The organism is Burkholderia sp. Ac-20379 (genome assembly GCF_017104645.1).
Taxonomy (GTDB): domain Bacteria; phylum Pseudomonadota; class Gammaproteobacteria; order Burkholderiales; family Burkholderiaceae; genus Burkholderia.
The window spans coordinates 1-21,890 of the sequence record NZ_JAAGPF010000107.1; the positions used below are offsets into that span (position 1 = coordinate 1).

Sequence of the window (21,890 nt, forward strand, 5' to 3'; positions counted from 1 at the left end):
AGCGGCGCAGCGTGGCGCCCGAGGCCGGCTCCTTCAGCTCGGACAGGCTTTGCGCGGCGGCCTCGCGCACGGCTTCGTCGGCATCGAGCAGCGCGGCGCACAGCGCGTCCACGGCGTCGTGCTGCTCCCAGGCGGCCAGCGCAAGCGCGGCCTCGCGGCGCACCTCGGCGGCCGGATCGGCGCCCAGCGTGGCGACGAACACCGGCACCAGTTCGGGGTCCTCCAGATCGGCAAGCTCGAACGTGGCGATGCGGCGCACGGCGGCGTCGGCATCGGTCAGGCGTGCGAGCAGCGGCAGCGCGTCGGGATCGACGGCCGCGAGGTCTAGCAGCGCCGGCAACTCGGGCAGTGCGGGCGGCGCGGCGGGCGGGGAAAGGGCGGTCATCTATCGGTCTCTCGGGACGGATCGGAAAAGGGAAGGCGAATCGTGCGGCGCGGGCGTCAGGCCGCCTCGCGCAGCAAGGCCAGGCAGCGGCGTTTCAGGTCGACGAACACGGGATCGGTGGTGCTGTCGTCGCTGCGCGGGCGGGCGAGCGGCACCGGCAGGTCGGCGACGATGCGCGCCGGCCGCGCCGACAGCATCACGATCCGGCCGCCGAGGAACAGCGCTTCGTCGATGTCGTGCGTGACGAACACCACGGTGGTGCGCACCTGGGCCCAGACGTCGAGCAGCAGCGCCTGCATCATGCGGCGCGTCTGCGCGTCGAGCGCGCCGAACGGCTCGTCCATCAGCAGCACGTGCGGCCGGTTCATCAGTACGCGCGCGATCTCGACGCGCTGCTGCATGCCGCCCGACAGCTCGGCCGGGTAATGCGCCTGGTAGCCGTCCAGGCCCACCAGCGCCAGCATCTCGGCCGCGTCGCGGCGGCGCGCATCGGCCGATACGCCGCGCATCTTCGGGCCGAACGCGACGTTGTCGAGCACGCGTTTCCACGGAAACAGCGTGTGCTGCTGGAACACCAGGCCGCGTTCGGGCGAGGGCGCCGCGACGCGCGCGCCGTCCACCTCCACCGCGCCGTGCGCGCCGCGCACGTGGCCCGCGATCGCGCCGAGCAGCGTGGATTTCCCGCAGCCCGACGGCCCGAGCACGCAGACGAATTCGCCGGGTGCAATCGTCAGATCGAGCGCATCGATGGCGGCCACGCGCGCCTGCGGCGGGCCGACCTCGACGGTCAGGCCGCGCACGTCGATGCGGCCGGCGGCGGGCGCGGCGTCGTGCGACACGGTATCGGCCGCGGCGGAAACGGGCAGCGCGGCGTTCATCGCAGGCCTCCGCGCTGGCGGTACCACGGCGTGAGCAGCGTGCCGAGCCGCTTGACGAGCAGGCTGCTGCCCATGCCGAGCACGCCGATCAGCCCCATCCCCACCACGATGTCGGCATAGTTTTGCAGCGTGTAGGACTCCCACGTGAAGTAGCCGATGCCGTACTGCCCGGCGATCATCTCGGCCGTCACGAGGCAGAACCACGCGGTGCCCATGCCGATCGACAGGCCGGTGAAGATCGCCGGCGCGGCGCCGGGCAGCACCACTTCGAGATACAGCGCGAACGAGCGCGCGCCGAGCCCGCGCGCGGTGGCCACCAGCCGCCGGTCGAGCGCCTCCACGCCGTGCACGGTGTTCAGCAGGATCGGAAATAGCGCGCCGATGAACGTTATGAACATCATGCTCAGTTCCGACGACGGAAACATCAGGATCGCGAGCGGAATCCAGGCCACGGCCGGAATCGGCCGCAGCACCTCGAGCGGCGTCAGCAGCACGTCCTCCAGCAGCCGGTAGCGGCCGATCAGCAGGCCGAGGCCCACGCCCGTCACGGCCGCCGCGCCGAAGCCGGCCAGCACGCGCGTCAGGCTGGCGGCCAGGTGCATCGGCAGCTTCGGCGATTGCAGCAGCGTCCACAACGCGGGCAGCACGTCGGCCGGCGACGGCACATTGGCGAACGTGATCAGCCCGAGCGACACGCGAAAGTGCACGGCCGCCTGCCAGAGCGCGATGCAGGCCGCGAGCGAGGCGGTGCGGATCGCGCGGCGGCGCCACGCCGCGCGGCGGCCGGGCGCCTGAGCGGCGGGCCGCGGCCCGGGGCGGGCCGGGTCCGGAACATCGAAGGCGGCGGCCATGCGGGCCCCTCCTCGGAGGAAAGGCGGAACGGGGTGAACCGCGGGGCGCTCAGCGCGCGGCGGTGGTGGCGATGGCCGGAGCCGCCAGCCCCGAGACGGCCGCGTAATCGGCCACCGTGCCGGCGGCGCGCTGCGCATAGGTTTCGGCGTCCGATTTCAACAGGAACGCGGCGATTTCGCCCTGCGCGCCCTTCACGTACCAGGCCTGATTCGCGAACAGCTTCAGGCCGCTGTCGTGATCGCGCACGAACAGCGCGCGCAGCTTGCCGCCGCCTTGCTCGATGCGGCGTGCCTCGGCGAACGCGTCGGCCGGCTGCGCGTAGTTGCGGATCGGCGCGTCGCCGGCCGGCCACAGCTGGGCGAGGTCGCGTGCGTTGCCGAGCGGCTTGCCGGTTTTCGCGTCGTTGGCGGCGAGCGGGGTGGGCGCGGCGTTCTTCAGCGCGGCGGCGTAGTCGAGGCCCGATTGCTTGAACGCCTCGCGGATATAGCGATCGTCGACGAACGTGGCCGGATCGGGCTCGGTGTCGCTCTTCTTGAGCAGCTTGAGCGTGTCGATCGCGGTGGCCACGGCCTGCCGGTAGGCGGGCTTCCAGCTCAGGTCGCGCGTTTGCAGGCCGAGCGGGCCGAGGTACAGGTAATCGACGGGCGCCTCGATGCCGGTCACCTTCTCGATCAGCAGCGCGGTTTTCTCCGGTTCGCGGTCGAGCCGCTGGTTGGCCTCGATCGCCGCGCGCAGGTAGGCCACCACCACTTCGGGGTAGCGCGCCGCGTAATCGGCATCGACCAGCGTGCCGTGGAAGGTGGGCGCGTGCGCCTGCGAGCCGTCGTAGATCTTGCGGGCGATGCCGCGATACGGGAACAGGTCCGCATACGGCACGAAATCGGCGTGCGCGGCGATCTTGCCGGCCTTCAGCGCGCTGCCGGCCACTTCGGGCGCCTGCGTGATGATGTTGACGTCGGTGTCGGGGTTCCAGCCCTGCGCACGGATCGCGCGCAGCAGCATGCCGTGCGCCGTGGACGCGAACGGCACCGAGATCGTCTTGCCCTTCAGATCGGCGATGCCGTGCACCGGCGAATCGTTCGGCACCACGATGCCGTTGCCGCTGCCGTCCACGCTGCCCGACAGCACCGTGATGAACTCGCTGCGCTTGCCCGCCTTGCGGAACGCCGCGCCGTTCAGCGCGCCGGGGAAATCGGCCATCACGCCGAAATCGAGCTTGCCGGCCACCATCTCGTTGGTGATCGGCGCGCCGGACGTGAAGTCCTTCCACTCGATGTCGTACTTGGTGTTGGCGTACTTGCCGGTGTGCGGCAGGTATTTGTCGAGCAGGTGCAGCTCGCGGATCAGCAGGCCGCCGGCCGCGCAGTTGATGGTGGTGTCCTGCGTGCCGATCGCGATGCGGATGGTGTCGGCGTGCGCCGCGGCGGCCGCGGCGAGCAGGGCCGGCGCCGCCAGGCGGCGCAGAAATCGTGAGGAGAGCATATCGTTGTTCGTTCGAGCGTGGGGGTGGAGAGCGGCGGCGTGCCGGGCGTCAGCGCAACAGGTACGGAATCGCGACCGTGACCGCGCCGGTGGGGCAGTCGCGTTCGCAGGGCATGCAATACCAGCATTCGTCGAACTGCATGTAGGCCTTGCCCTTCGAGGTGTCGATCGCGAGCAGATCGAGCGGGCAGACGTCGACGCAGACGGTGCAGCCCTTCTCGGCGATGCACAGCGATTCGTCGATCGTCACGGGCGCGCTGCTGCGCTGGAGAATGTCGTGTGGGGTGGTCGGCATGATTCGGGTTCCTCAGAGTGCGGCGGCGGTGTCGGCCGCTTGGGTTGCGCCGGGCTGCTCGCGCACGCGCAGCCGCGAATAGGCGCCCAGTTCGGCGTCGGACACCGGCACGCAATACGGTTCGATCTCGCGCTTCTCGCTGGTCATGCGGCCTGTCGCATCCTTGCGCAGATGCGTGTGGCAGAACCAGTCGCGGTCGTTGCGCTCGGGGAAATCGACGCGATGGTGATAGAGGCCCCAGCGGCTCTCGGTGCGGAACAGCGAGGCGCGCGCGGCCATCTCGGCGCAATCGCGGATCATGCTCACCTCGGCCGCGCGCATCAGCTCGTGCGGGTTGGCCGCGCGGATCGCACCGATGTCCTCGCCGATCTCGCCGAAGCGCTGCAGCCCGATTTCCATCTTGCGCGTGACCTTCGGCGGCTGCAGGTAATCGTTGACCATGCGGCGCAGCTTGTATTCCACCTGCGACGGCGCGAGGCCGTGCTCGCGTTCGAGCGGCGCCAGCACGCGCGCGCGCTCGGCGGCCACCTGCTGCTCGTCGACCGGCGACAGGTCGCGGCCCGCGATGTCGTCGGCCGCGTGCTGGCCCGCGAACCAGCCGTAGGTGAACGCGCCGAGCATGTAGTTGTGCGGCACGGCCGCCATGTCGCCCGCCGCGTAGAGCCCCGGCACGGTGGTCAGGCCGTGCTCGTCCACATACACGCCCGAGGCGCTGTGGCCGCTGCAGAAGCCGATTTCGGAGATGTGCATCTCCACCATCTGCTGCCGGTAATCGGTGCCGCGCCCGGCGTGGAAGCGGCCGCGGCTCGGCCGCTCGTTGGTGTGCAGGATCTCCTCGATGGTGCGGATGGTTTCCTCGGCCAGGTGGTCGAGCTTCAGGAACACCGGGCCGCGCCCGCCTTGCAGCTCCTGGTAGAACTCCCACATCATCTGGCCGCTCCAGTAGTCGCACTCGATGAAGCGTTCGCCGTTGCCGTTCGCGGTGAAGCCGCCGAGCGGGCCGGTCACGTAGGCGCAGGCCGGGCCGTTGTAATCCTTGATCAGCGGGTTGATCTGGAAGCATTCGAGGTTCGCGAGCGCCGCGCCGGCGTGATAGGCCATCGCGTAACCGTCGCCGGCGTTGGTCGGGTTCTCGTAGGTGCCCATCAGATAGCCGGACGAGGGCAGGCCGAGCCGGCCGGCCGCGCCGCAGCACAGGATCACGGCCTTGGCGCGGATCACGTGGAATTGCGCCGTGCGGCAGTCGAAGCCGAGCACGCCGGCGGCGCGCCCCTGCGCGTCGGTCAGCACGCGCGTGGCGACGATCCGGTTGGTGATCGCGATGCGCGCGCGCTTGAGCTGGCGGTACAGGATCTTCTTGATGTCGTGGCCTTCCGGCATCGGCAGCACGTAGGCGCCCATGTGGTGCACCTTCTTGACCGCGTATTCGCCGTTGCCGTCCTTCTCGAACTTCACGCCCCAGCGGTCGAGCTGCTCGATGGTCGCGAAGCTGTGCTTGGCGTAGGCGTACACGGCGGATTGGTCGACGATGCCGTCGTTGGCCACCGTGATTTCGCGCGTGTATTGCTCGGGCGTGGCGTGGCCGGGGATCACGGCGTTGTTCAGGCCGTCCATCCCCATCGAGATCGCGCCGCTGCGCTTCACGTTGGCCTTTTCGAGCAGCAGCACCTTCAGCGCGGGATTGCGTTCCTTCGCCTTGATCGCGGCCATCGGGCCGGCCGTGCCGCCGCCGACCACGACCAGATCGTAGTCGAGCACTTGGGTATTCATCGCGGGTTCCTCCGGTGGGCGCGCGGTTTTTGACGGTCGACGCGCAGCCGGTACTGGAAGGCGTCGCCGCGGAAATACAGGTATTCGTAATCGACCGGCTGGCCGGCCTCGTCGTGCGTCAGGCGCTCGATGCGCAGCACCGGGCTGCCGTCTTCCACGCGCAGCGCCTCGACGATCTCGTCGTCGGCGAGGATCGCGTCGATCGACAGGTCGGCGTGGCCGAGCGGCACGCCGCAGTCGTTTTCGAGGATCAGGAAGATGTCGCGGGTGGTCAGATCGGTGTTGGCCAGGCGTTTGCCGAGCGCTTCCGGCACCCAGGTGATTTCGAGCGACACCGGCTCGCGGTTCAGCAGCCGCACGCGGCGGATCTCGGTGACGTCCGATCCTTCGGGCAACTGAAGTTTGGCCGCCACGTGGCGATCGGCCTTGACGGTGCGCAGGCTGCGCAACTGGTTCAGGATCTCGTAGCCCATCGACGACATCGCCTCGGCGAAGCCTTGCAGCGACGCCACGTTCTGGAATGCCTTCGGCTTGGCGACGAAGGTGCCCTTGCCGTGGATGCGGAACACCAGGCCCTCCTTCTGCAAATCGCCGAGCGCCTGCCGCACGGTGATGCGGCTCACGCCGAACAGCGCGCAGAGGTCGTGTTCCGACGGCATGCGCGCGTGCGGCGCATAGGTGCCGTCGAGGATCCGCGCGCGCAGCGCGTCCTTGATCTGTTCGTAAAGCGGCTGCGGGGACAGCGGGACGATATTGGAATTCGGCATGATCAACTTGTCATGACAAGACATGACGAGTGTAGTGATCGTGCCGATGCGGCCAAACCAATCAATTCTGCTAAGAATTTCGGGTTTGGCGGGGGTGGCGCCGAGGCGGAGGAAGCGGTGTTGTGGCGGCGTCGCGCGAGGCGGTGGCCGGGGCGGAATCGGAATGGCCGGTGCCGCAATCAATCTTTGCTACACTGCGAACCAAAATATTTCCGATTATTACGCGCGGTGTGCTGCCGTCACAATGGGTTCGGCGCGCTGCGGCGATACGAAAGGCAATCGAGTCCCATGGAAGAATTGCTTTCGCATTATGAGAGGGAACTCGCGCAGGCGCGGCGTGCGTTCCAGGCATTTGCGGCGAGGTATCCCAAGATCGCCGCACGTCTATCGATTTCCGGGGAAAATTCCGGCGATCCGCACGTCGAACACATGATTCAGTCGTTCGCGCTGCTGGCCGCACGGCTCGATATGCGCATCGAGGACGATTTTCCCGAGTTCACCGAAGCAATGCTGGAGACGCTCTATCCGCGCTATCTCCAGCCGTTTCCCTCATGCTCCATCGCCCGGTTCGATGCAAGCGGCCTGTTCGGCCAGTTGACCGAGCCCAGGACGATCGAACGCGGCTCGCCGTTCGTCGCCCACGGCAATGGATTCCGGTTTCGTTCGGTGTACGACGTGACGCTGTTGCCGCTCGAGCTCCAGGATGCCCGGTATGCGATCGCAGTTTCCGCGCCGGCGAGCGTGCCATTGCCGGCCCGGACGGCCGGGGTGCTGTCGATCACGTTCGCGGCGGCGGGCGATCGGGCCGATTTCACGCGCGTGCCCGGCCGGGTTCGGCTCTATCTCGACGGATTGCGGGAAGTGGTCGCCACGCTGGCGGACGCCTTGCTGCTGCATGCCACCGCCGCGTTTGCCGAAGTCGACGGTTCGGGGCATTGGGTGCGCCTTCCGCGAATTCCCGTTTCGCCCGTTGGATTCGATGCGCAGGAATCGATGCTTGGCCGGCAGGAGGATTTCGTCGCGACCTCGCGTTTGCTGATGGAGTATTTCGCGTTTCCCGAGAAATTCGACTTCGTCGATATCGATTTCGCCGCGCTGAAACGGATCGCGGGATCGAGCGGCCGCATCACCTTGCATCTGGCGATCGCCAATGGGCCGCAGGATGCCAGCGCGGCTCAGCGCATGGAGATGCTGTCGGCCGATCACTTCAAGCTGTTCTGCACGCCGGTGGTCAATGTCTTCGACTGCGAAGCCAGCCCGATCGAAACCGCCGACGAGGCATCGTCCTACCCGGTCGTGCCGCAGGCGCCCGAGATCGCGAATACCGCTGTCCTGTCGATCGACGCCGTCCGGCTCACGCGACACGGCACGCACGCGGAGCAGGACATCACGCCGCTGCGCTCGCTGTTCCACGGCCACGACGGCGCGGCCTCGCGCCTGTACTGGCTGACGACTCGCGACGCCTCGCGGGCACCCGGCACGGGCGAGCACGCAACCGCGATCGCGCTGGCCGACCTGACGGGCGCCGTGGCCACCGCGGGGGGCGGCGAACTCGCGCTCGATCTCACCTGCACCAATCGGGATCTCCCGAGCGCGATGCCGTTCGGCAATGCGCAAGGCGATCTGGAGTTGCGCGAGGACGATCTCCATTGCCCGATCGTGCTGCTGCGCCAGCCGTCCCGGAGCCTGCCGCCGTCGATGCAGGACGGCGCGCTGTGGCGGATCCTGACCTGCCTGGTGCGGCGCCCGGCGCAACTCGATCGGCACGGCCTGGCCGAGCTGAAGCGGCTGTTTCGGCATCATGCCGGCCTGTCTGCGGCGTCGGCCGCGCAAGCCGACGGGCTCGTCGCGCTCGAACATCGCGCGCGCCGGCTGTGGATCGGCCGGCCGCCGTGCCCGGCCCTGGTTCGCGGGCTCGAAGTGAGGCTGACGGTGGACGAGCCGGCGTTCATCGGCAGCAGCGTGAGCCTGTTCGCCGAGGTGATGGATCGATTTTTCGCCGACTACGTCAGCACGAACGGCTTCGTTCAGTTCGTGCTGCTGTCGAAGCAAACCGGCGCCGAATTGAAACGTTGTGCGCCGCGACAAGGGGCGCAGTGGCTCGTTTGATACCGCGCTGATACCGCGCGCGACCCGGCTCCGCGCTGCCGGATCGAGCCGGCCGGTTAATGACGGAATTCCCGGATATATCGATCATTTCCAAAAATTACCGATTTTGAATTTACTCGGTTGAATTTACTGATTTTCCATGGATAACGATTTCAGAGGGGTAACTTCATTGTTGTGCTGTTAGCTTTTTGATATATTTGCGCGTCCGGATTTTCGCAAGATTAACCGGGTGTGGACGTATATAAAACGTGGCGTTATCCGTGTCAGGCGACGGGGTTGACTATGAGTTTCGCATCATTGGGAAACGGTGGCGGGGCGGGGGGCGCTATCGGCGACCTGGGTTCGGTCGTGGGATTGGCCGGGCAATTGAGCTCGCTGACGGGCATGCCGGGCGCCGGCCTGATCGGTGGCGCCGCGCGGGCGGTGCAGTTGGCGCAAACCGGCGCAGCCTTGCTGGGCAAGACGCCGTCGAGCATTGCCGACTCGATCAACGCGGTAACCGGTGCGCAGCCGCGCCTGACCCAGCAGAATCGCTTCGTCACGCTCGAGACGCCATTGGGGCCCGATGCGCTGCTGGTCAGCGCCGTCGTGATCGACGAATACGTCAATCAGCTTCCCGAGATTCACGTCGATCTCCTTTCGCATCAGAACAATATCAATCCCGAGAAACTGGTCGGATTGAATGTGCGTCTTGCGCTGTCGCCGCAAAGCACGAACGCCGTGCTGCCGTTTACGTCGAGTTCCAGCGACGATGGCGCCCGCTATTTCCATGGTTTCGTCGCCTCATTCGGCCGGGTCGGTAATTCAGGCACCGTAACTCGCTATGAAATGAGCGTGGTGCCGTGGCTGTGGTTTCTCACGCGTTCGACCGATTGCCGGATTTTCCAGGGCAAGACCGCGGTGGAAATCCTGACCGATATTTTCGAAGAGTTCGGTTTCAAGGATTTCGAATTCAATGTGAAGGTCAAGCGGCCCAAACTTGAATACATCGTGATGTACAAGGAGTCCTATTACAACTTCTGCGCCCGGTTGATGGAGCAGGAGGGCCTGCTGTGGTCGTTCCGGTTCGAAAAGGACAAGCACGTGCTGGTGGTGGGCGACACCAATTCGGTGTTCCGTCCGATCCCGAACCTCAAGACCATTCCGTATTACGCCGACAGCGCGGCGAGCGAGCGCAACGGCATCGACAACTGGAACGAGGCCTTCAGCTTCCGCGTCGGAAAGGTCACGCTTCGCGACTTCAATTACAACAAGCCTTCGTCGAAATTGATGCACGTCGAGGCGCCCAGCGTTGCCTTGAAGAATCCGAACGTCGGCAACACCGAGCGTTACGAATATCAATCGCTGTACGACCACGGCGACGACGGCCAGCGCTATGCGCGTTACGCGATGGAAGCCGAGGAGGCGCAGGCGCATCGCTTCAACGGCACGGGTTTCGCCTGGGGCATGACGACCACCGGCCGCTTCACGCTGACGAATCACCCGGTGTCCGCCTACAACAACAAGGATTTCGTCATCCTTCACGTGCGGCACCAGGCGGTCAACGACTACACACGCCACGATGCGGAGATGCCCTACCGCAACACCTTCACCTGCCTGCCGTTCGACGTGCCGTTCCGGCCGGAGCGGCGCACCGAGAAGCCGTTCATGCAAGGCACCCAGGCCGCCATGGTGGTGGGGCCCGAGGGCGAAGAGATCTACACGGACGGCAGCCGCGTGAAGCTGCACTTTCTGTGGGATCGGCGCGGCAAGTTCGACGGCGCCGATTCCATGTGGATCCGCGTGTCGCAGCCGTGGGCCGGCAAGGGCTGGGGCGGCTCGGCCATCCCTCGCATCGGCCAGGAAGTCATCGTGGCCTACAACGACGGCGATCCGGACAATCCGGTCGTGGTCGGGCGCGTGTTCAACGGCGAATCCGGCAACCCGTACCACGGCAGCAATGGCCAGACGATGGGCATTCGCAGCCAGACGCACAAGGGCGCGGGTTTCAACGAGCTGAGGTTCTCCGACGTCAATGGCGCCCAGGAAGTGTTCGTGCATGCGCAGAAGGACATGAACACGGTTATCAAGGATAACGAAACGCGCACGATCGAATCCGGGTTCCGGAAAATCTCGGTGCTGGCCGGCGACGAAACCAAGAGCGTCGCGAAGGGCAGCCTGTCCGAAACCATCGCGAAGGCGCGCTCGAGCACGGCCACCACGTTCGACACCCAGGCGATCGCCAGCGACGCCGGCCCGGGCACCCAGAGCCATCAGGCCACCGACCAGATCGAACACCGCGTCGGCACGAGCGTGGTGACCATGAAGCCCGACAGCATCAAGCTCTCGCACGGCGCGTCGAGCATCCTGATCAACCAGAGCGGTATTTTTCTCGACGGCCCCGTCATTCACTTGAATCAGGGGCTGTTCGTCACGCCGGAGCAGGCGCTGGCGATCCAGTGGGCGCAACAGCAAGCCATCATCGCGGCGGGCCTGGCCAGCGCGGATCCGAAAGTGCGCGCGGCCGCCCAGCAGTTGCAGGCTACGGTCAAGGCGCAGCAGATGGCCAAACTGGCCGAGGCCGTGTATGCGCCGGGCACGGCGCCGCCTGGCTGGAAAAACATCAGCAACGATCCCGAGGCATTGAAGAAATTCGGCCTCACGCCGGGCGATTTGAAAATCCCGAACAGCAACTTCGGCGCGCAGGCGTATGCGCCCGATCCGGCCGTGTTCGGCGACAGCATGAAACCGGCGGTGGCGTTCAAGGGCACCGAACATCTCGGGCCGACCAGCGAGGACATGGCGAACAATATCGCGCAGGGATCCGGATCCGATTCGCCGTATTACGCGCGTGCCGTCAAGATCGGCAAGGCCATTCAGGGCTCCGGCAATGCCGGCGGCATCGACCTGACGGGCCATTCGCTGGGCGGCGGGATGGCGTCGGCCGCCTCGGAGGCGAGCGGCTCCATGGCCACCACCTTCAACGCGGCGGGGCTGAATCCCGCCACGCTGCCGCTGTACGGCGCCGCGCCGCAAGCGTCCGCCATCACCAACTATCGCGTCGACGGCGATATCCTGACCGGCATGCAGGAAGGCACGCTCGGCCCGATCAGCGACGCGACGGCCGCCGTCATGCCCAAGGCGGTGGGGCAGCAGATCAACATACCCGGAAGCAGTATCTTCACGTTCAACCGGCACAAGATGGGCGATGTTCTCGGTGGAATGAATTCGACGGTTGCCGATCAGCAGTCGTCGCTCCTGTCATCGCTCGGAACGCATTGATGCGACATAAAAAACTAGTGGCGATCGGCGCGGTCGCTGCCGCGATCTGCGTGTCCGCGCCCATCTGGTGGCCCACTCAGGCACAAGGAATCAACATGGCTGGATTCAAACGCTACCCCCCGGAGGATTTCTTCGCCGGCGCGCAACTGAAGCTTGCACAGGCGATCCACGACGGCGATCTGGCGCGCGTGAAGGCGCTGGCATCGGGCGCCGACCTCGGCGCGCCGGGCGAGAAGAACATGACGCTGCTTGCCTTCGCGTTCCAGGAGGCGGTGCCCGCCAAGACGGACGCGCAAAGCGACCGGCTCAAGATCATCAGCGAACTGGTGCGCGACGGCGCGAAACCGGCGCAGACGTTCGGCGAGAACGGCAACGTCGCGTATCTGGCCGCCCGCGCCGATACGCCGAATTTCCTGAAAGCGCTGATCGACGGCGGCATGAGTCCTGACCTGCGCTACGACGGCGACACGCCGTTGCTGTTCGCCACGGCGGAAGACAAATTGCTGGCGCAACTGAAGGTGCTGGTCGACAGCAAGGCCGACGTCAATATCCACAACTCGCTGCACGAGACGGCGATCTTCGACGCGACGCGGCTGCGGCAGTGGGACGTGGTCGATTACCTGCTGGCGCATGGCGCCGATCCCGCGGTCAAGAACGACAACGGGCTCACGTACGCCAAGGTGGTGGCCAACGAGCGAACCCAGACGCCTCAGGGCTCGCCGCAACTCGCGCGTATCGAGGCGATCCAGCGGCGTGTCGGCGCGGCATCGCATTGATCGCCCCGATCACGCCCGATAACTGTTGCCGACGGCACCGTACCTCCCGTTCCGGATCAATCGACTCATGCCGACCTATCAGATGAACGACGCCGCGTTCGAACTCCCCAAGGAGTTCGCCGACGGCACGATGCACTTGTTTTCGACGGGCAACGATCCGGCCAGCAAATTTACCTTCGTCGTCACGCGGGCCGAGATGGAGGCGGGCGACACGGTCGATATTTTCGTGCAGCGCCTCGTCGCGCAAATGCGGAAAACGCTGCCGCGCTTCGAGCTGAAAAACATCCAGGTTCGCGAGATCGACGGCGAAACCGCGCGCGAAGTCGAATACGTGTGGGTGTCCGAAGGCACGCCGCTCCATCAGCGGCAGACCATCGTCGTGGCGCATGGCGCCGGCGCGGCGCTGCCGCGCGCGATCAGTTTCATCGGCACCTGCCCGAAACAGTTCTCCGATACGCGCAACGCGCAGTACAAGGCCATGCTCGAGAGCGTGACGCTGAAGGCGGCGAGCGCATCGTTCGCAGCGAGCCGGCTCGACGCGTCGGGGGCGGCGATCGTCTTCGTCCTGCGCAGCTCCGACGGTTCGCTGCGCGTCGTGCACGGCGTGCAGGAACTGTTCCGGCACGACATCGCGGAGGTGCTCGCGTCGGACGTCGCGTTCTTCGATCGTCAAGGCGCGCCGCTCGCCCTGAAGATCGACCCGGGCGCGGACGCCGGCTGGCGGCATCGGAATGGCGACGTGTACGCACTGTGGACCGTGGATCCCGCCGTTCACGGGCCGCTGCTCGCCCGGCTCGACGAGGTGCGATTCGTGGTGGGCGGCGGCGTGTTGAGCGATGTGGACGCGGTGCGCGCGCATCTCGGCAACGGCCTCGGGCCCGCGCCCACGACCCCGGTGGTGGACTGATGGATAGCTTGCTCGCCGCGGCCCGGCTGGGCGACCCGGTCGCGCACACCGCCTCGAAGGGCTGGATGATCGCGGGGCTGATCGGCGGCGCGCTGCTCGGCGCCGCGGTGGTCGCGCTGACGGGCGGCACGGCGCTGTTCGCGGTGGCCGCGGTGGCGGCGGGCGCGGCGGCGGGCGGCGGGATCGGCGAAGTGCTCGGAACCATGTCGTGGGCGCCACGGCATGTGACAGGCAGCCTGATATCGGGTTCTCCCAACGTATTCGTCAACAGCCGCGCGGCGATGCGGGCCCACCTCAGCCAGGGGCTGTGCAGCGACCATTCGGGATCGCCGCAGATCGTGGCGCAAGGCTCGTCGACCGTTTTCATCAACAATCAGCCGGCCAGCCGTAAAGAAGATAAGCTCACGTGCAGCGCGATCATCAACGACGGTTCGCCGAACGTGTTCATCGGCGGCGCCACCGCGACGACGGACGATATCAGCCCCGAGATTCCGGGCTGGGTGAACTGGACGATGCTGGGCGTGGGGTTCGCCGCCGCCGTCATCCTGGCCGGCCCGGCGGTTGCCGTGTTGGGCACGGTGGGCGGTTTTGCCGGCGGTCTGGCCGGATCGTGGCTGGGCGGGAAGTTTTTCGGCGAGGGTTCCGACGGGCAGAAGTGGTCGATGCTCGGCGGCAGCCTGCTCGGCGGCTTCGCGGGCACCAAGGCCGCCGGGCTCGGTGCGCGGGTCGTTCCCGAAGTGCCGCCGGTTGTCGAGACGCCCGCGATCAATCCGGGCGAGCTCGCCGCGGCGCCGGATTACCTCAGTGCGGTCTCCAAATTCACAGGCAAATCTCCGGCGGAAATCGAGGGATTCTATAAACAGATGAACGATCAAGGTGCAACGTACCAGGATCTGATCAGCAAGGCGATCGACACGCACGGCTTGACGCCGGACGAAGGGCACGCGCTGTTCGGATACACGACGAAGCTGTTCTATCGCGATCTGAACGAGACGCTGCTGACGGGCGATACGCCCGAATCGCAGGGGCTGACGTCGCTGATCAAGTCCGGGCTCGACAAGATGCCGTCGTCCGCGACGCTTCAATATCGCGGGTGGCGGCTCGGCGAGCCCGATGCGCTCGCGAATTTCGATGCGAAATATACGAAGGGCCAGATAGTCGAATCGAATTTCTGGTCCACGGGGCCGTCCGAGGCCGATGCGTATGTGGGCGATCGCAATATGCTGATTCATACCACTGCGGCGAAGGATATTTCGGATCTCGCCTTCGGTGTGCACTTCCACGGCCTGATCGGCAAGCCGGCCTACTCGTCGGAGACGCTGATACCCCCCGGTGTAAAATTCAGGGTTCTGGGCACCGATAAATTAACGGGACGGATAATTTTGGAGCAATTCTGATGTTGACACGGGATAAATTGGCCTATTCGGCCTTGCCCGCCATGGTATCCGCCGTCATCCCCGAGGCCGTGTTCCTCAAGGCATACGACAACCCGGACACGAAAACCATCATCGTGTGGTATTTGGATTCGAAACTGGACAATCAACGCGAACTCGAATTCTCGCGACAGCTCTCGCGTCCGCTGACGCGCCGGGAGCGCGAGTCGGCCTTCCCGGCGGAGCGCGAGATTGTCCTGCCAGAGGACGGCGTGAAAGTGCGCATCGGCAATATGCTGGAGCCGGAGACGGACGTGCGCTACGAAACCTACGTGGCGCTCGATCCGGTCACGTCGGCGACGATCGCCACGAGTCAACAGATCGTCTACATGCCGACCATGCAGGAGCCCGCGGCGGTGATCCGGTCGGCAATCAAGAAGGCGTCGTTCCCCGCGCAATATGCCGCGTGGTCCGCGATCGACCGGATTCGTTACTGGGTCGGCGTGCTGTACCGGATGCGTCGTCAAACCGGCGAAACCGGCCGCAACGAAGATTTCGCATTCGGCCCGGATCTGCTGGCGCAAATGCGGGCTGTCGATCCGGGTGTGGATGCCATTCTGGGCGCCGTGCTGGCCGAGCTGGCCCGGATGGAGATGATGACGCCCGACGCGATGCGCGTCGCCTTCAATCAGCGAACGGGCGCGTCGATCCAGTAGCGTCCGGCATGGCGGCCTGCGCGAGCGTTGCCGGATCGAACGCCACGCAGGCGCCGTCGGCCGTCATCCCGCACGGCCAGCCGCCGAGCCGGCAGATGTCGAACACGGTGTCGAAGAACGGATCGGCCGCGTAGTCGTCCAGATAGCGGTTGATCGCGACGCTCGTGATGACGTGAAGGGCATCCTCGCCCGCATCGGAAAAGACGAAATCGTCCCAGGCGCTGGCCTGCTTGCGCACGCGCTTCTTGCGGTATGCGACGACATCGTTCGAGCGCGCAGCCGCGTGACGTGCCAGGTGCGCGCTCGCGAATTGCCGGGCCTCGTCGAAGCGCGGATGGCCGCGCAATGCGCCGCGCCAGTTCTCGCTGACGTCCTGCCAGATTCGATAGCCGGGCCGCACGTGCTGGCTGAACGCCAACGCGTTCGCGAGCTCGAGATCGTGGACGATCCGCACCGAGGGCAGCGCCTGTTGCAATCCCCTGAGGAAGGCGGGACGAAACGGCAAATCCAGTGCTTCTGTCGCGCGTGTCGGATTCATGGGGCGTTTCTCGGGCTGCGTCGCTATCGTTGTGAAGAGCTGGCCGACGATCGGCGGCCAGCCATCGTTCCGCTCGCCGGCAATCACTCAATCCCGCATGTCGAGCGCGCTCATTGTGCCTGGCCCGCCGGCGTCACGACCTTCTCGCCGCGCGCACGCATCGCCGCGCGCTGTGTCGCGGGATCGAGCGGCGGCCACGGCGCGCCGTCGGCGACGATCTTGCGGCGGATCTGCTCGATGCGCACGCTGGCCGGCGAGCCGGGCGCGATGTGGTGCTGCAATTCGTTCTGGAGTACCCAGCCATAGGTGACACCGAGTTCGCTGGCGAGCGTCGGATCGGCGCCGTGCGCGAGCAGGTAATCCACCGTGTCCCATTGCTGGAGCAGGGTGGCCTGGAACAGCGCCGTCTTGCCAAGCGAATCGCGCGCGTTGACGTCGGCCTGGTGTTCGAGCAGCAGCGCGAGTTGCGGTAGAAAACGGTTTTCCGCCACCTCGAAGATCATCGGCGTGTCGCCGTTGTAGCGCCAGTTCGGGTCGAGCCCGCCGTCGAGCAGCACGCGCAAGAGATTCGGCGTATCGGCGCGTAGCGCGATTTCGGCGATGGATTGGCCATTGTCGAGCCGTGCCTTGGGATCGGCGCCGTGCGCGAGCAGTGCCGAGACGATCCGGTAACGCGGGCTGCTCGCCTCGTTTTTGACCGGGACGATCTCCTGAACGGCAAATGCGAGCAGGGTGGTGTGCTTCGCACCGGGCGTATTCAGGTCCGTTTTCGGCGCGAGCTGCCGCACGCGCCCAAGATCGCCGTCGCGAATGGCCTGCGCCAGCGCGAGCTGCGGCCCGGTGAAGAAGCCGTTCGGCGCATGGCGCGTGAAGCCGGTGGCTTGGGCTTGGGCAGGCCACCCGAGCGGTATCGCGGCAGTGATCAGCGCGGTAACGACACCGGTCAGCATGACATGGACATATCGCATCGGCTGGATAAATTCGGATTGACTGATCGGCGGTGGCCGAAGCATGAAGTGCGCGTTACTCGTCCGAGAACTCGAACACGCCGATGAAAACCGGACTCTCGGCAATGGGGCGAACGACCTGCTCGGGATCGTACGCGAAATCGTATTGAACGACGACGCCATAGGCTTCGGTGATGTTTCTTGCGGCGGCTGCCGCGATGACGGCATCGCTGAATGTCGATGCGTACGACAGCGGAGCCAGCAGTTGGCCCACATCGGTCAATCGGTTGTCGAGAAAGTTGCGCTCCTGATCGCTCAATTCGTAATAGCCCACGCCACAAAGATCCTGCAGCGTATCGGTGCGTGGATCGACACCGTGAGTGGGCCGGATGCCCAGCCACACGGAATCGAGAAATTTCTTTTCATCGACCGAAATGGCCACGCCATCAACATCGTTGAACGCTCGCATCCAGAGGTCGTCGAATGGATCGACGTTTCTCTTGTCAAGCGCTGCGTCTGTATCCAGGCCAGACAAAAAATCAAAAAAGCCCGGTTTGGATATTTCCGTGTCGATATCGATTAAAAATTGATTGACCATTCCATAACTCCTGTTCGGACGTTCGAATTCGATGCTTGCCGACGTGCGTGCAGGCTGCCCGCGAGCAGCACGACGTGAGCGAGCCGCCACGCGAGGCATCCGGCGCCCAGGCCGGCGATCGGCGTCGGCGCGGCCTTGTCGAAGTACCAGTCGGTCGTGAACGGAGAACAGCGCGCACCGACGTCTGCGGCTGCACCGAACAGCGCGGCGTTCCTCGGTGCCGGCTGCTACCGACGGACGAAGGCCGCTTCAATCGTCCGAAAACGCGAATGCACCGATAAACACCGGATTGTCCGCGATGGGGCGCGTCACCTTCGCGGGATCGTAGGCGAACTCGTATTGAACGATGAAGCCGTAGGCCTGCGTGATGCCTTTCGCCTGGGCAGCGGCAATGGCGGCATCGCTGAACGTCGCGGCATACGATGCCTCGGGCAGCATGGCGGCAACGTCGACGAGCCGATGATCGTAATAGAAGCTTTCCTGGTCGCTGAGCCGGTAATAGCCGACCCCGCAGAGATCCTGCAGCGTGTCGGTGCGGGGAGCCACGTCGCGCACGGCCTCGACGAAAAGCCAGACCGAGACCATGCCCTCTTGTGCGAAGCCCTGGCCAAAGAAATCCTCATCGTCGGAGTCATCGCGCAGTGCCATTTTCACATTCCACCTAAATAAAATTCCGCTTGCAACGCGGGATATCAGTCGACGGAATACGAGAATACGCCGATGAAAACGGGATCGCGGGCGATGGGGCGTGTGACGCGAGCCGGGTCGTAAGCGAAGTTATGCTGAACGGTCACGCCATAGGCTTGCGTAATCCCTTTTTGTGCCGCGGCCGCAATGACGGCATCGCCGTACGAAGCAGAAAACGAGAGGTCGGCCAGCAGCGCGGCGGCGCTGGTCAACTGAAAGTCGCAATGATTATTGTCTTGCTCGTCGAGCCGGTAATAGCCGACCCCGCAGAGATCCTGCAAGGTGTCGATCCTCGGGTCGCTGTCCTTGAAATCATGCGTGCTGAGCCAGACGGAAACCACGCCTTCCTGTGCGAAGCCCTGGTCGAAAAAATCGTCGTCTTCCGAATAATCGCGTAGCGCCATGGTGCTGACTCTCCTTCATTGACGGAATCCGGACGGCAATCTATCGTAGCCACCCGTGATCCAATGTTCCGCCCATGGCCGGATATTCTGCTTGAAATCGGTCAGGCTGCTTGAATTTTCGATAATCGATTGAAGTTGTACGTGAGGTTCGCGAGCCCGCCTTCGTTGGCGGCCGAAATCGGAATGGCGAAATCCTCCTGCACCATTTTCGCGGAGACATCTCACTGCCTCCATTTGCGCGCCGATTCGACGTCGTCCGTCATCCGCGGCGACGACGGCGTTTGATGGCTGAAGTCGCGATAGGTGATCTTGCCGACGCAGAAACGGCCGCCCTGGTTGAGCTGATCATCCGCGTGAGCGTCGCGGTGCCACCAGCCACCTGGCCGATCGAATCGACTATCGCGGAGAGCGGGCGCTGCAGCGGCGAGAAGCCCGTCCGGGCGAGTTGCGCGGCGCGCTGCACGGTATCGAGATGGCCGGCGAGCCCGCCTGCGGTCATCGATCCGCTGCCCCACCTACCGCCGATAAGCCGCCCCCGCATGCGTCTCCGGCAACGTCGGCCCGCCGCCGAACAGCTTCTCGCGCAACGTCCCCGCCTCGTACGCCGTCTTGTACCGCCCGCGCGCCTGCAATTCCGGAATCACCAGCGCGATGAAATCCTCGTAGCTTTCCGGCGTGACCGTGCGCGCGAGGTTGAAGCCGTCGATGTCGGTATCGTCGATCCAGCCCGTCAGCGCGTCGGCCACCTGCGCCGGATCGCCGACGATCGTCGCGTAGCGCCCGCCGAGCGCCATCTGGCCGAGCAGGTCGCGCACCGTGAAGCCCTGGCGGCCGTCGGTCACGCGCTGCACCGACGATTCGATGCCGCGCGGCTTCGGGCTGCCGTTGGCGGCCAGTTCGTCGTCGAGGCCGAGCCCCGCGTAGTCGATGCCGGCGCCGGCCGAGAAGTGCGCGAGGCCGGCCTCGGGGCTGGCGTAGCGCGCGTATTCGGCGTATTTCTCGCGCGCCTCGGCCTCGGTGCGGCCGACGATCACCGTCACGCCCATGAAGATCTTCAGGCTGGCCGGATCGCGCCCGGCCTCGGCGGCCTGACGGCGCAGCGCCGCGACCAGCGCGCGCGTGCCGTCGCGGCTGCCGCTCGACACGAACACGCATTCGGCGTGGCGCACCGCGAACTGCTGCCCGCGCCCCGACGAGCCGGCCTGGAACAGCACCGGCGTGCGCTGCGGCGACGGCTCGGCGAGGTGATAACCGTCCACGTCGTAATAGCGGCCCTGGTGGCGGATGCGATGCACCTTCGCCGGATCGGCGAACACGCGCGCCGCGCGGTCGCGCCGCACCGCGCCCGGCTCCCAACTGCCTTCCCACAGCTTGTAGGCCACTTCGAGATATTCGTCGGCGCGGTCGTAGCGCTCGTCGTGCTCGATCTGGCCGGCCAGGCCCATCGCGCGCGCGGCGCTGTCGAGGTAGCCGGTCACGACGTTCCAGCCGATGCGGCCCTGCGTCAGGTGATCGAGCGTCGAGAAGCGGCGCGCGAGCAGGTAGGGCGCCTCGTACGTGAGATTCACGGTGACGCCGAAGCCGAGGTGCTGCGTGGCGGCGGCCATCGCCGACACCAGCATCATCGGGTCGTTGACGGGCAACTGGATCGATTCGCGCAGCGTCAGATCGGTGGAGCCGCCGTACACGTCGTACACGCCGACGATGTCGGCGATGAACAGCCCGTCGAACAGCCCGCGTTCGAGCAGTTTGGCGAGATCGGTCCAGTAGGCGAGCGTGTTGTAGTCGGCCGAGCGGTCGCGCGGGTGCGTCCAGAGGCCGTGATTGATGTGGCCGACGCAGTTCATGTTGAACGCGTTCAGGCGGATCGGCTTGCCAGTCATCGTCGGAGCGGGGCGGCGGCGCGGGCCGCGTGCGGGTGGTCGAAACCGGTTAGCGTCGCATGGCGGGCCAGCCCGCCCAACCAAGCAATTCGGGTTTGCTTCGAACCGGGCGCACGGCGCCGGCCGGCCCGGCCTTATCGTTTTTGCTGCTTTGATCAGCCGAATTGATCGGTTCGCACCAGCGCGGTGCAATGCTACTTTTGCGCCCCACCGGGTCGCCGGATCGCCTGCCCGCATCGACACGATCGGCGCGTACGCAGCGGCCGCGGCCCGGTTCGACCACCGCACACGGAACCGCCAATGAAAAAGACTCTGCTCGCCGCCACGCTCGTCAGCCTGACCAGCCTCACCGCCCTGTTTCCGGCGCTCGCGCACGCCGATCGCCTCGACGACATCAAGAAGGCCGGCGTGCTGCGCGTCGCGACCTTCGACAGCAATCCGCCGTTCGGCTATGTCGATGCGACCAGCAACAAGACGGTCGGCCTCGATGTCGATTACGCGAAGGCGCTGGCCGACAAGCTCGGCGTGAAGCTCGAACTGCAATCGACCAACCCGGCCAACCGCATCCCGTTCCTGACCTCGCACAAGGTCGATCTGGTGCTCGCCAACTTCACGATCACCGACGAACGCGCCAAGCAGGTCGATTTCAGCATTCCGTATTTCTCGTCGGGCCAGCAGTTTCTGGCGAAGAAGGGCGTGCTGACCTCGAAGGATCAGATCAACGGCCTGCGGATCGGCGCCGACAAGGGCACCACCAACGAGATCGCCGTGCGCGAGCAGTTCCCGAAGGCGACCGTGGTGGCCTACGACGACACGCCGTTCGCGTTCGCCGCGCTGCGCGCCGGCAACGTGCAGGCGATCACGCAGGACGGCCCGAAGCTGGTCGGCCTGCTGGCCAACGTGCCGGACAAGCAGAAGTACGAAATCCCGCCGTTCACGATCACCAACGACTACATGGGCGTGGGTGTGCCGAAGGGCGAGCCGCGCCTGCTGTCGTTCGTCAACGACACGCTGAAGGGCCTGGAGGCGGACGGCCAGGCGACCACGATCTACAACCGCTGGTTCGGCCCGACCACCAAGACGCCGCTCACGCGCACGTTCAAGATCGGCGACAAGACCTGATCGCCAGCGGTTCGAGACGATGATCGACAGCTTCCTGGCGCCGAAATACCTGCTGTGGCTCTGGCAGGGCTTCGGCGTGACCGTCGGCCTCGCGCTGAGCGCGGCCGTGGCGGCCACGCTCGCGGGCGCGGGACTGGCGC

General features: G+C 65.7%; 20 protein-coding genes and 1 pseudogene. 8 read left to right on the plus strand and 13 right to left on the minus strand.

Translation table 11 applies throughout. The features are described from left to right. The 7 genes from G3N92_RS15850 to G3N92_RS15880 form a co-directional block, all read right to left on the minus strand. On the minus strand, positions 1 to 385 hold a 385-nt coding region (locus G3N92_RS15850; protein ID WP_206128483.1), incomplete at its 3' end, for a HEAT repeat domain-containing protein. Positions 386 to 441: 56 nt separating this feature from the next. Then, entirely contained in the window at positions 442 to 1,263 is an 822-nt protein-coding gene (locus G3N92_RS15855) for an ABC transporter ATP-binding protein (RefSeq protein ID WP_206128484.1), read from the minus strand. Then, positions 1,260 to 2,114, minus strand: a complete 855-nt coding sequence (locus G3N92_RS15860) for an ABC transporter permease (RefSeq protein ID WP_206128485.1) — start codon at positions 2,112 to 2,114, stop codon at positions 1,260 to 1,262. Before G3N92_RS15860 ends, G3N92_RS15855 begins: the two co-directional genes overlap by 4 nt. A gap of 49 nt (positions 2,115 to 2,163) precedes the next feature. Beyond that, entirely contained in the window at positions 2,164 to 3,597 is a 1,434-nt protein-coding gene (locus G3N92_RS15865) for an ABC transporter substrate-binding protein (protein WP_206128486.1), read from the minus strand. 49 nt (positions 3,598 to 3,646) lie between these two features. Continuing rightward, on the minus strand, positions 3,647 to 3,892 hold the full coding sequence (locus tag G3N92_RS15870; RefSeq protein ID WP_206128487.1) for a ferredoxin family protein: 246 nt from the start codon (positions 3,890 to 3,892) through the stop codon (positions 3,647 to 3,649). Positions 3,893 to 3,904: 12 nt separating this feature from the next. Next, positions 3,905 to 5,662: a fumarate reductase/succinate dehydrogenase flavoprotein subunit gene (locus tag G3N92_RS15875; RefSeq protein WP_206128488.1), complete on the minus strand. Its 1,758-nt coding sequence runs from the start codon at positions 5,660 to 5,662 to the stop codon at positions 3,905 to 3,907. Then, entirely contained in the window at positions 5,659 to 6,429 is a 771-nt protein-coding gene (locus G3N92_RS15880) for a GntR family transcriptional regulator (protein ID WP_206128489.1), read from the minus strand. Before G3N92_RS15880 ends, G3N92_RS15875 begins: the two co-directional genes overlap by 4 nt. Here G3N92_RS15880 and tssF point away from each other — a divergent pair. From tssF to G3N92_RS15910, 6 genes are all read left to right on the plus strand, one after another. Further along, positions 6,328 to 8,538, plus strand: coding sequence for a type VI secretion system baseplate subunit TssF (tssF, locus tag G3N92_RS15885; RefSeq protein ID WP_206128490.1), 2,211 nt, complete (start codon positions 6,328 to 6,330; stop codon positions 8,536 to 8,538). The two genes, G3N92_RS15880 and tssF, sit on opposite strands and share 102 nt — an antisense overlap. A 282-nt stretch (positions 8,539 to 8,820) precedes the next feature. Next, positions 8,821 to 11,799 carry a type VI secretion system Vgr family protein gene (locus tag G3N92_RS15890; protein WP_206128491.1) on the plus strand — a complete coding sequence of 993 codons (2,979 nt, stop codon included), beginning with the start codon at positions 8,821 to 8,823 and terminating at the stop codon, positions 11,797 to 11,799. 95 nt (positions 11,800 to 11,894) lie between these two features. Continuing rightward, positions 11,895 to 12,575 carry an ankyrin repeat domain-containing protein gene (locus tag G3N92_RS15895; protein ID WP_241014813.1) on the plus strand — a complete coding sequence of 227 codons (681 nt, stop codon included), beginning with the start codon at positions 11,895 to 11,897 and terminating at the stop codon, positions 12,573 to 12,575. A gap of 67 nt (positions 12,576 to 12,642) precedes the next feature. Further along, positions 12,643 to 13,482, plus strand: a complete 840-nt coding sequence (locus G3N92_RS15900) for a DcrB-related protein (RefSeq protein ID WP_206128493.1) — start codon at positions 12,643 to 12,645, stop codon at positions 13,480 to 13,482. Continuing rightward, a complete protein-coding gene (locus G3N92_RS34970) occupies positions 13,482 to 14,879 on the plus strand; it encodes a PAAR domain-containing protein (protein WP_241014814.1) in 1,398 nt (465 codons plus the stop codon). The genes G3N92_RS15900 and G3N92_RS34970 overlap by 1 nt, the downstream gene beginning before the upstream one ends. Next, positions 14,879 to 15,571 carry a hypothetical protein gene (locus G3N92_RS15910; protein WP_241014815.1) on the plus strand — a complete coding sequence of 231 codons (693 nt, stop codon included), beginning with the start codon at positions 14,879 to 14,881 and terminating at the stop codon, positions 15,569 to 15,571. The genes G3N92_RS34970 and G3N92_RS15910 overlap by 1 nt, the downstream gene beginning before the upstream one ends. Here the strand turns inward: G3N92_RS15910 and G3N92_RS15915 are convergent. The 6 genes from G3N92_RS15915 to G3N92_RS15940 all read right to left on the minus strand — a co-directional run bounded on the left by G3N92_RS15915 (position 15,540) and on the right by G3N92_RS15940 (position 20,628). Continuing rightward, entirely contained in the window at positions 15,540 to 16,196 is a 657-nt protein-coding gene (locus G3N92_RS15915) for a hypothetical protein (protein WP_206128494.1), read from the minus strand. The two genes, G3N92_RS15910 and G3N92_RS15915, sit on opposite strands and share 32 nt — an antisense overlap. A 23-nt stretch (positions 16,197 to 16,219) precedes the next feature. Next, a complete protein-coding gene (locus G3N92_RS15920; RefSeq protein ID WP_206128501.1) occupies positions 16,220 to 17,077 on the minus strand; it encodes an ankyrin repeat domain-containing protein in 858 nt (285 codons plus the stop codon). Positions 17,078 to 17,132: 55 nt separating this feature from the next. Then, positions 17,133 to 17,654: a hypothetical protein gene (locus G3N92_RS15925; RefSeq protein ID WP_206128495.1), complete on the minus strand. Its 522-nt coding sequence runs from the start codon at positions 17,652 to 17,654 to the stop codon at positions 17,133 to 17,135. Between the two features lie 249 nt (positions 17,655 to 17,903). After that, positions 17,904 to 18,302 (minus strand): hypothetical protein, encoded by a 399-nt coding sequence (locus tag G3N92_RS15930; protein ID WP_206128496.1) that lies wholly within the window; start codon positions 18,300 to 18,302, stop codon positions 17,904 to 17,906. 44 nt (positions 18,303 to 18,346) lie between these two features. After that, positions 18,347 to 18,745 carry a hypothetical protein gene (locus G3N92_RS15935; RefSeq protein ID WP_206128497.1) on the minus strand — a complete coding sequence of 133 codons (399 nt, stop codon included), beginning with the start codon at positions 18,743 to 18,745 and terminating at the stop codon, positions 18,347 to 18,349. 515 nt (positions 18,746 to 19,260) lie between these two features. Further along, positions 19,261 to 20,628 carry an LLM class flavin-dependent oxidoreductase gene (locus tag G3N92_RS15940; protein ID WP_206128498.1) on the minus strand — a complete coding sequence of 456 codons (1,368 nt, stop codon included), beginning with the start codon at positions 20,626 to 20,628 and terminating at the stop codon, positions 19,261 to 19,263. Positions 20,629 to 20,928: 300 nt separating this feature from the next. Between G3N92_RS15940 and G3N92_RS15945 the strand changes: the two genes are divergently transcribed. Further along, the gene (locus tag G3N92_RS15945; protein WP_206128499.1) at positions 20,929 to 21,750 is read left to right on the plus strand and encodes an ABC transporter substrate-binding protein; all 822 of its coding nucleotides are present in this window, start codon (positions 20,929 to 20,931) and stop codon (positions 21,748 to 21,750) included. 22 nt (positions 21,751 to 21,772) lie between these two features. Further along, positions 21,773 to 21,890: pseudogene (locus G3N92_RS35510) on the plus strand (amino acid ABC transporter permease); the annotation flags it as partial.

What these genes read in the sequence shown, in the direction of transcription:
- G3N92_RS15925 (WP_206128495.1), bottom strand. Translation starts at nt 17,654, where the DNA reads ATGGTCAATCAATTTTTAATCGATATCGACACGGAAATATCCAAACCG.
- G3N92_RS15930 (WP_206128496.1), bottom strand. Translation starts at nt 18,302, where the DNA reads ATGGCACTGCGCGATGACTCCGACGATGAGGATTTCTTTGGCCAGGGC.
- G3N92_RS15945 (WP_206128499.1), top strand. Translation starts at nt 20,929, where the DNA reads ATGAAAAAGACTCTGCTCGCCGCCACGCTCGTCAGCCTGACCAGCCTC.
- G3N92_RS15935 (WP_206128497.1), bottom strand. Translation starts at nt 18,745, where the DNA reads ATGGCGCTACGCGATTATTCGGAAGACGACGATTTTTTCGACCAGGGC.
- G3N92_RS15875 (WP_206128488.1), bottom strand. Translation starts at nt 5,662, where the DNA reads ATGAATACCCAAGTGCTCGACTACGATCTGGTCGTGGTCGGCGGCGGC.
- G3N92_RS15900 (WP_206128493.1), top strand. Translation starts at nt 12,643, where the DNA reads ATGCCGACCTATCAGATGAACGACGCCGCGTTCGAACTCCCCAAGGAG.
- G3N92_RS15895 (WP_241014813.1), top strand. Translation starts at nt 11,895, where the DNA reads ATGGCTGGATTCAAACGCTACCCCCCGGAGGATTTCTTCGCCGGCGCG.
- G3N92_RS34970 (WP_241014814.1), top strand. Translation starts at nt 13,482, where the DNA reads ATGGATAGCTTGCTCGCCGCGGCCCGGCTGGGCGACCCGGTCGCGCAC.
- G3N92_RS15855 (WP_206128484.1), bottom strand. Translation starts at nt 1,263, where the DNA reads ATGAACGCCGCGCTGCCCGTTTCCGCCGCGGCCGATACCGTGTCGCAC.
- G3N92_RS15860 (WP_206128485.1), bottom strand. Translation starts at nt 2,114, where the DNA reads ATGGCCGCCGCCTTCGATGTTCCGGACCCGGCCCGCCCCGGGCCGCGG.
- G3N92_RS15920 (WP_206128501.1), bottom strand. Translation starts at nt 17,077, where the DNA reads ATGCGATATGTCCATGTCATGCTGACCGGTGTCGTTACCGCGCTGATC.
- G3N92_RS15910 (WP_241014815.1), top strand. Translation starts at nt 14,879, where the DNA reads ATGTTGACACGGGATAAATTGGCCTATTCGGCCTTGCCCGCCATGGTA.
- G3N92_RS15870 (WP_206128487.1), bottom strand. Translation starts at nt 3,892, where the DNA reads ATGCCGACCACCCCACACGACATTCTCCAGCGCAGCAGCGCGCCCGTG.
- G3N92_RS15880 (WP_206128489.1), bottom strand. Translation starts at nt 6,429, where the DNA reads ATGCCGAATTCCAATATCGTCCCGCTGTCCCCGCAGCCGCTTTACGAA.
- G3N92_RS15940 (WP_206128498.1), bottom strand. Translation starts at nt 20,628, where the DNA reads ATGACTGGCAAGCCGATCCGCCTGAACGCGTTCAACATGAACTGCGTC.
- G3N92_RS15865 (WP_206128486.1), bottom strand. Translation starts at nt 3,597, where the DNA reads ATGCTCTCCTCACGATTTCTGCGCCGCCTGGCGGCGCCGGCCCTGCTC.
- G3N92_RS15890 (WP_206128491.1), top strand. Translation starts at nt 8,821, where the DNA reads ATGAGTTTCGCATCATTGGGAAACGGTGGCGGGGCGGGGGGCGCTATC.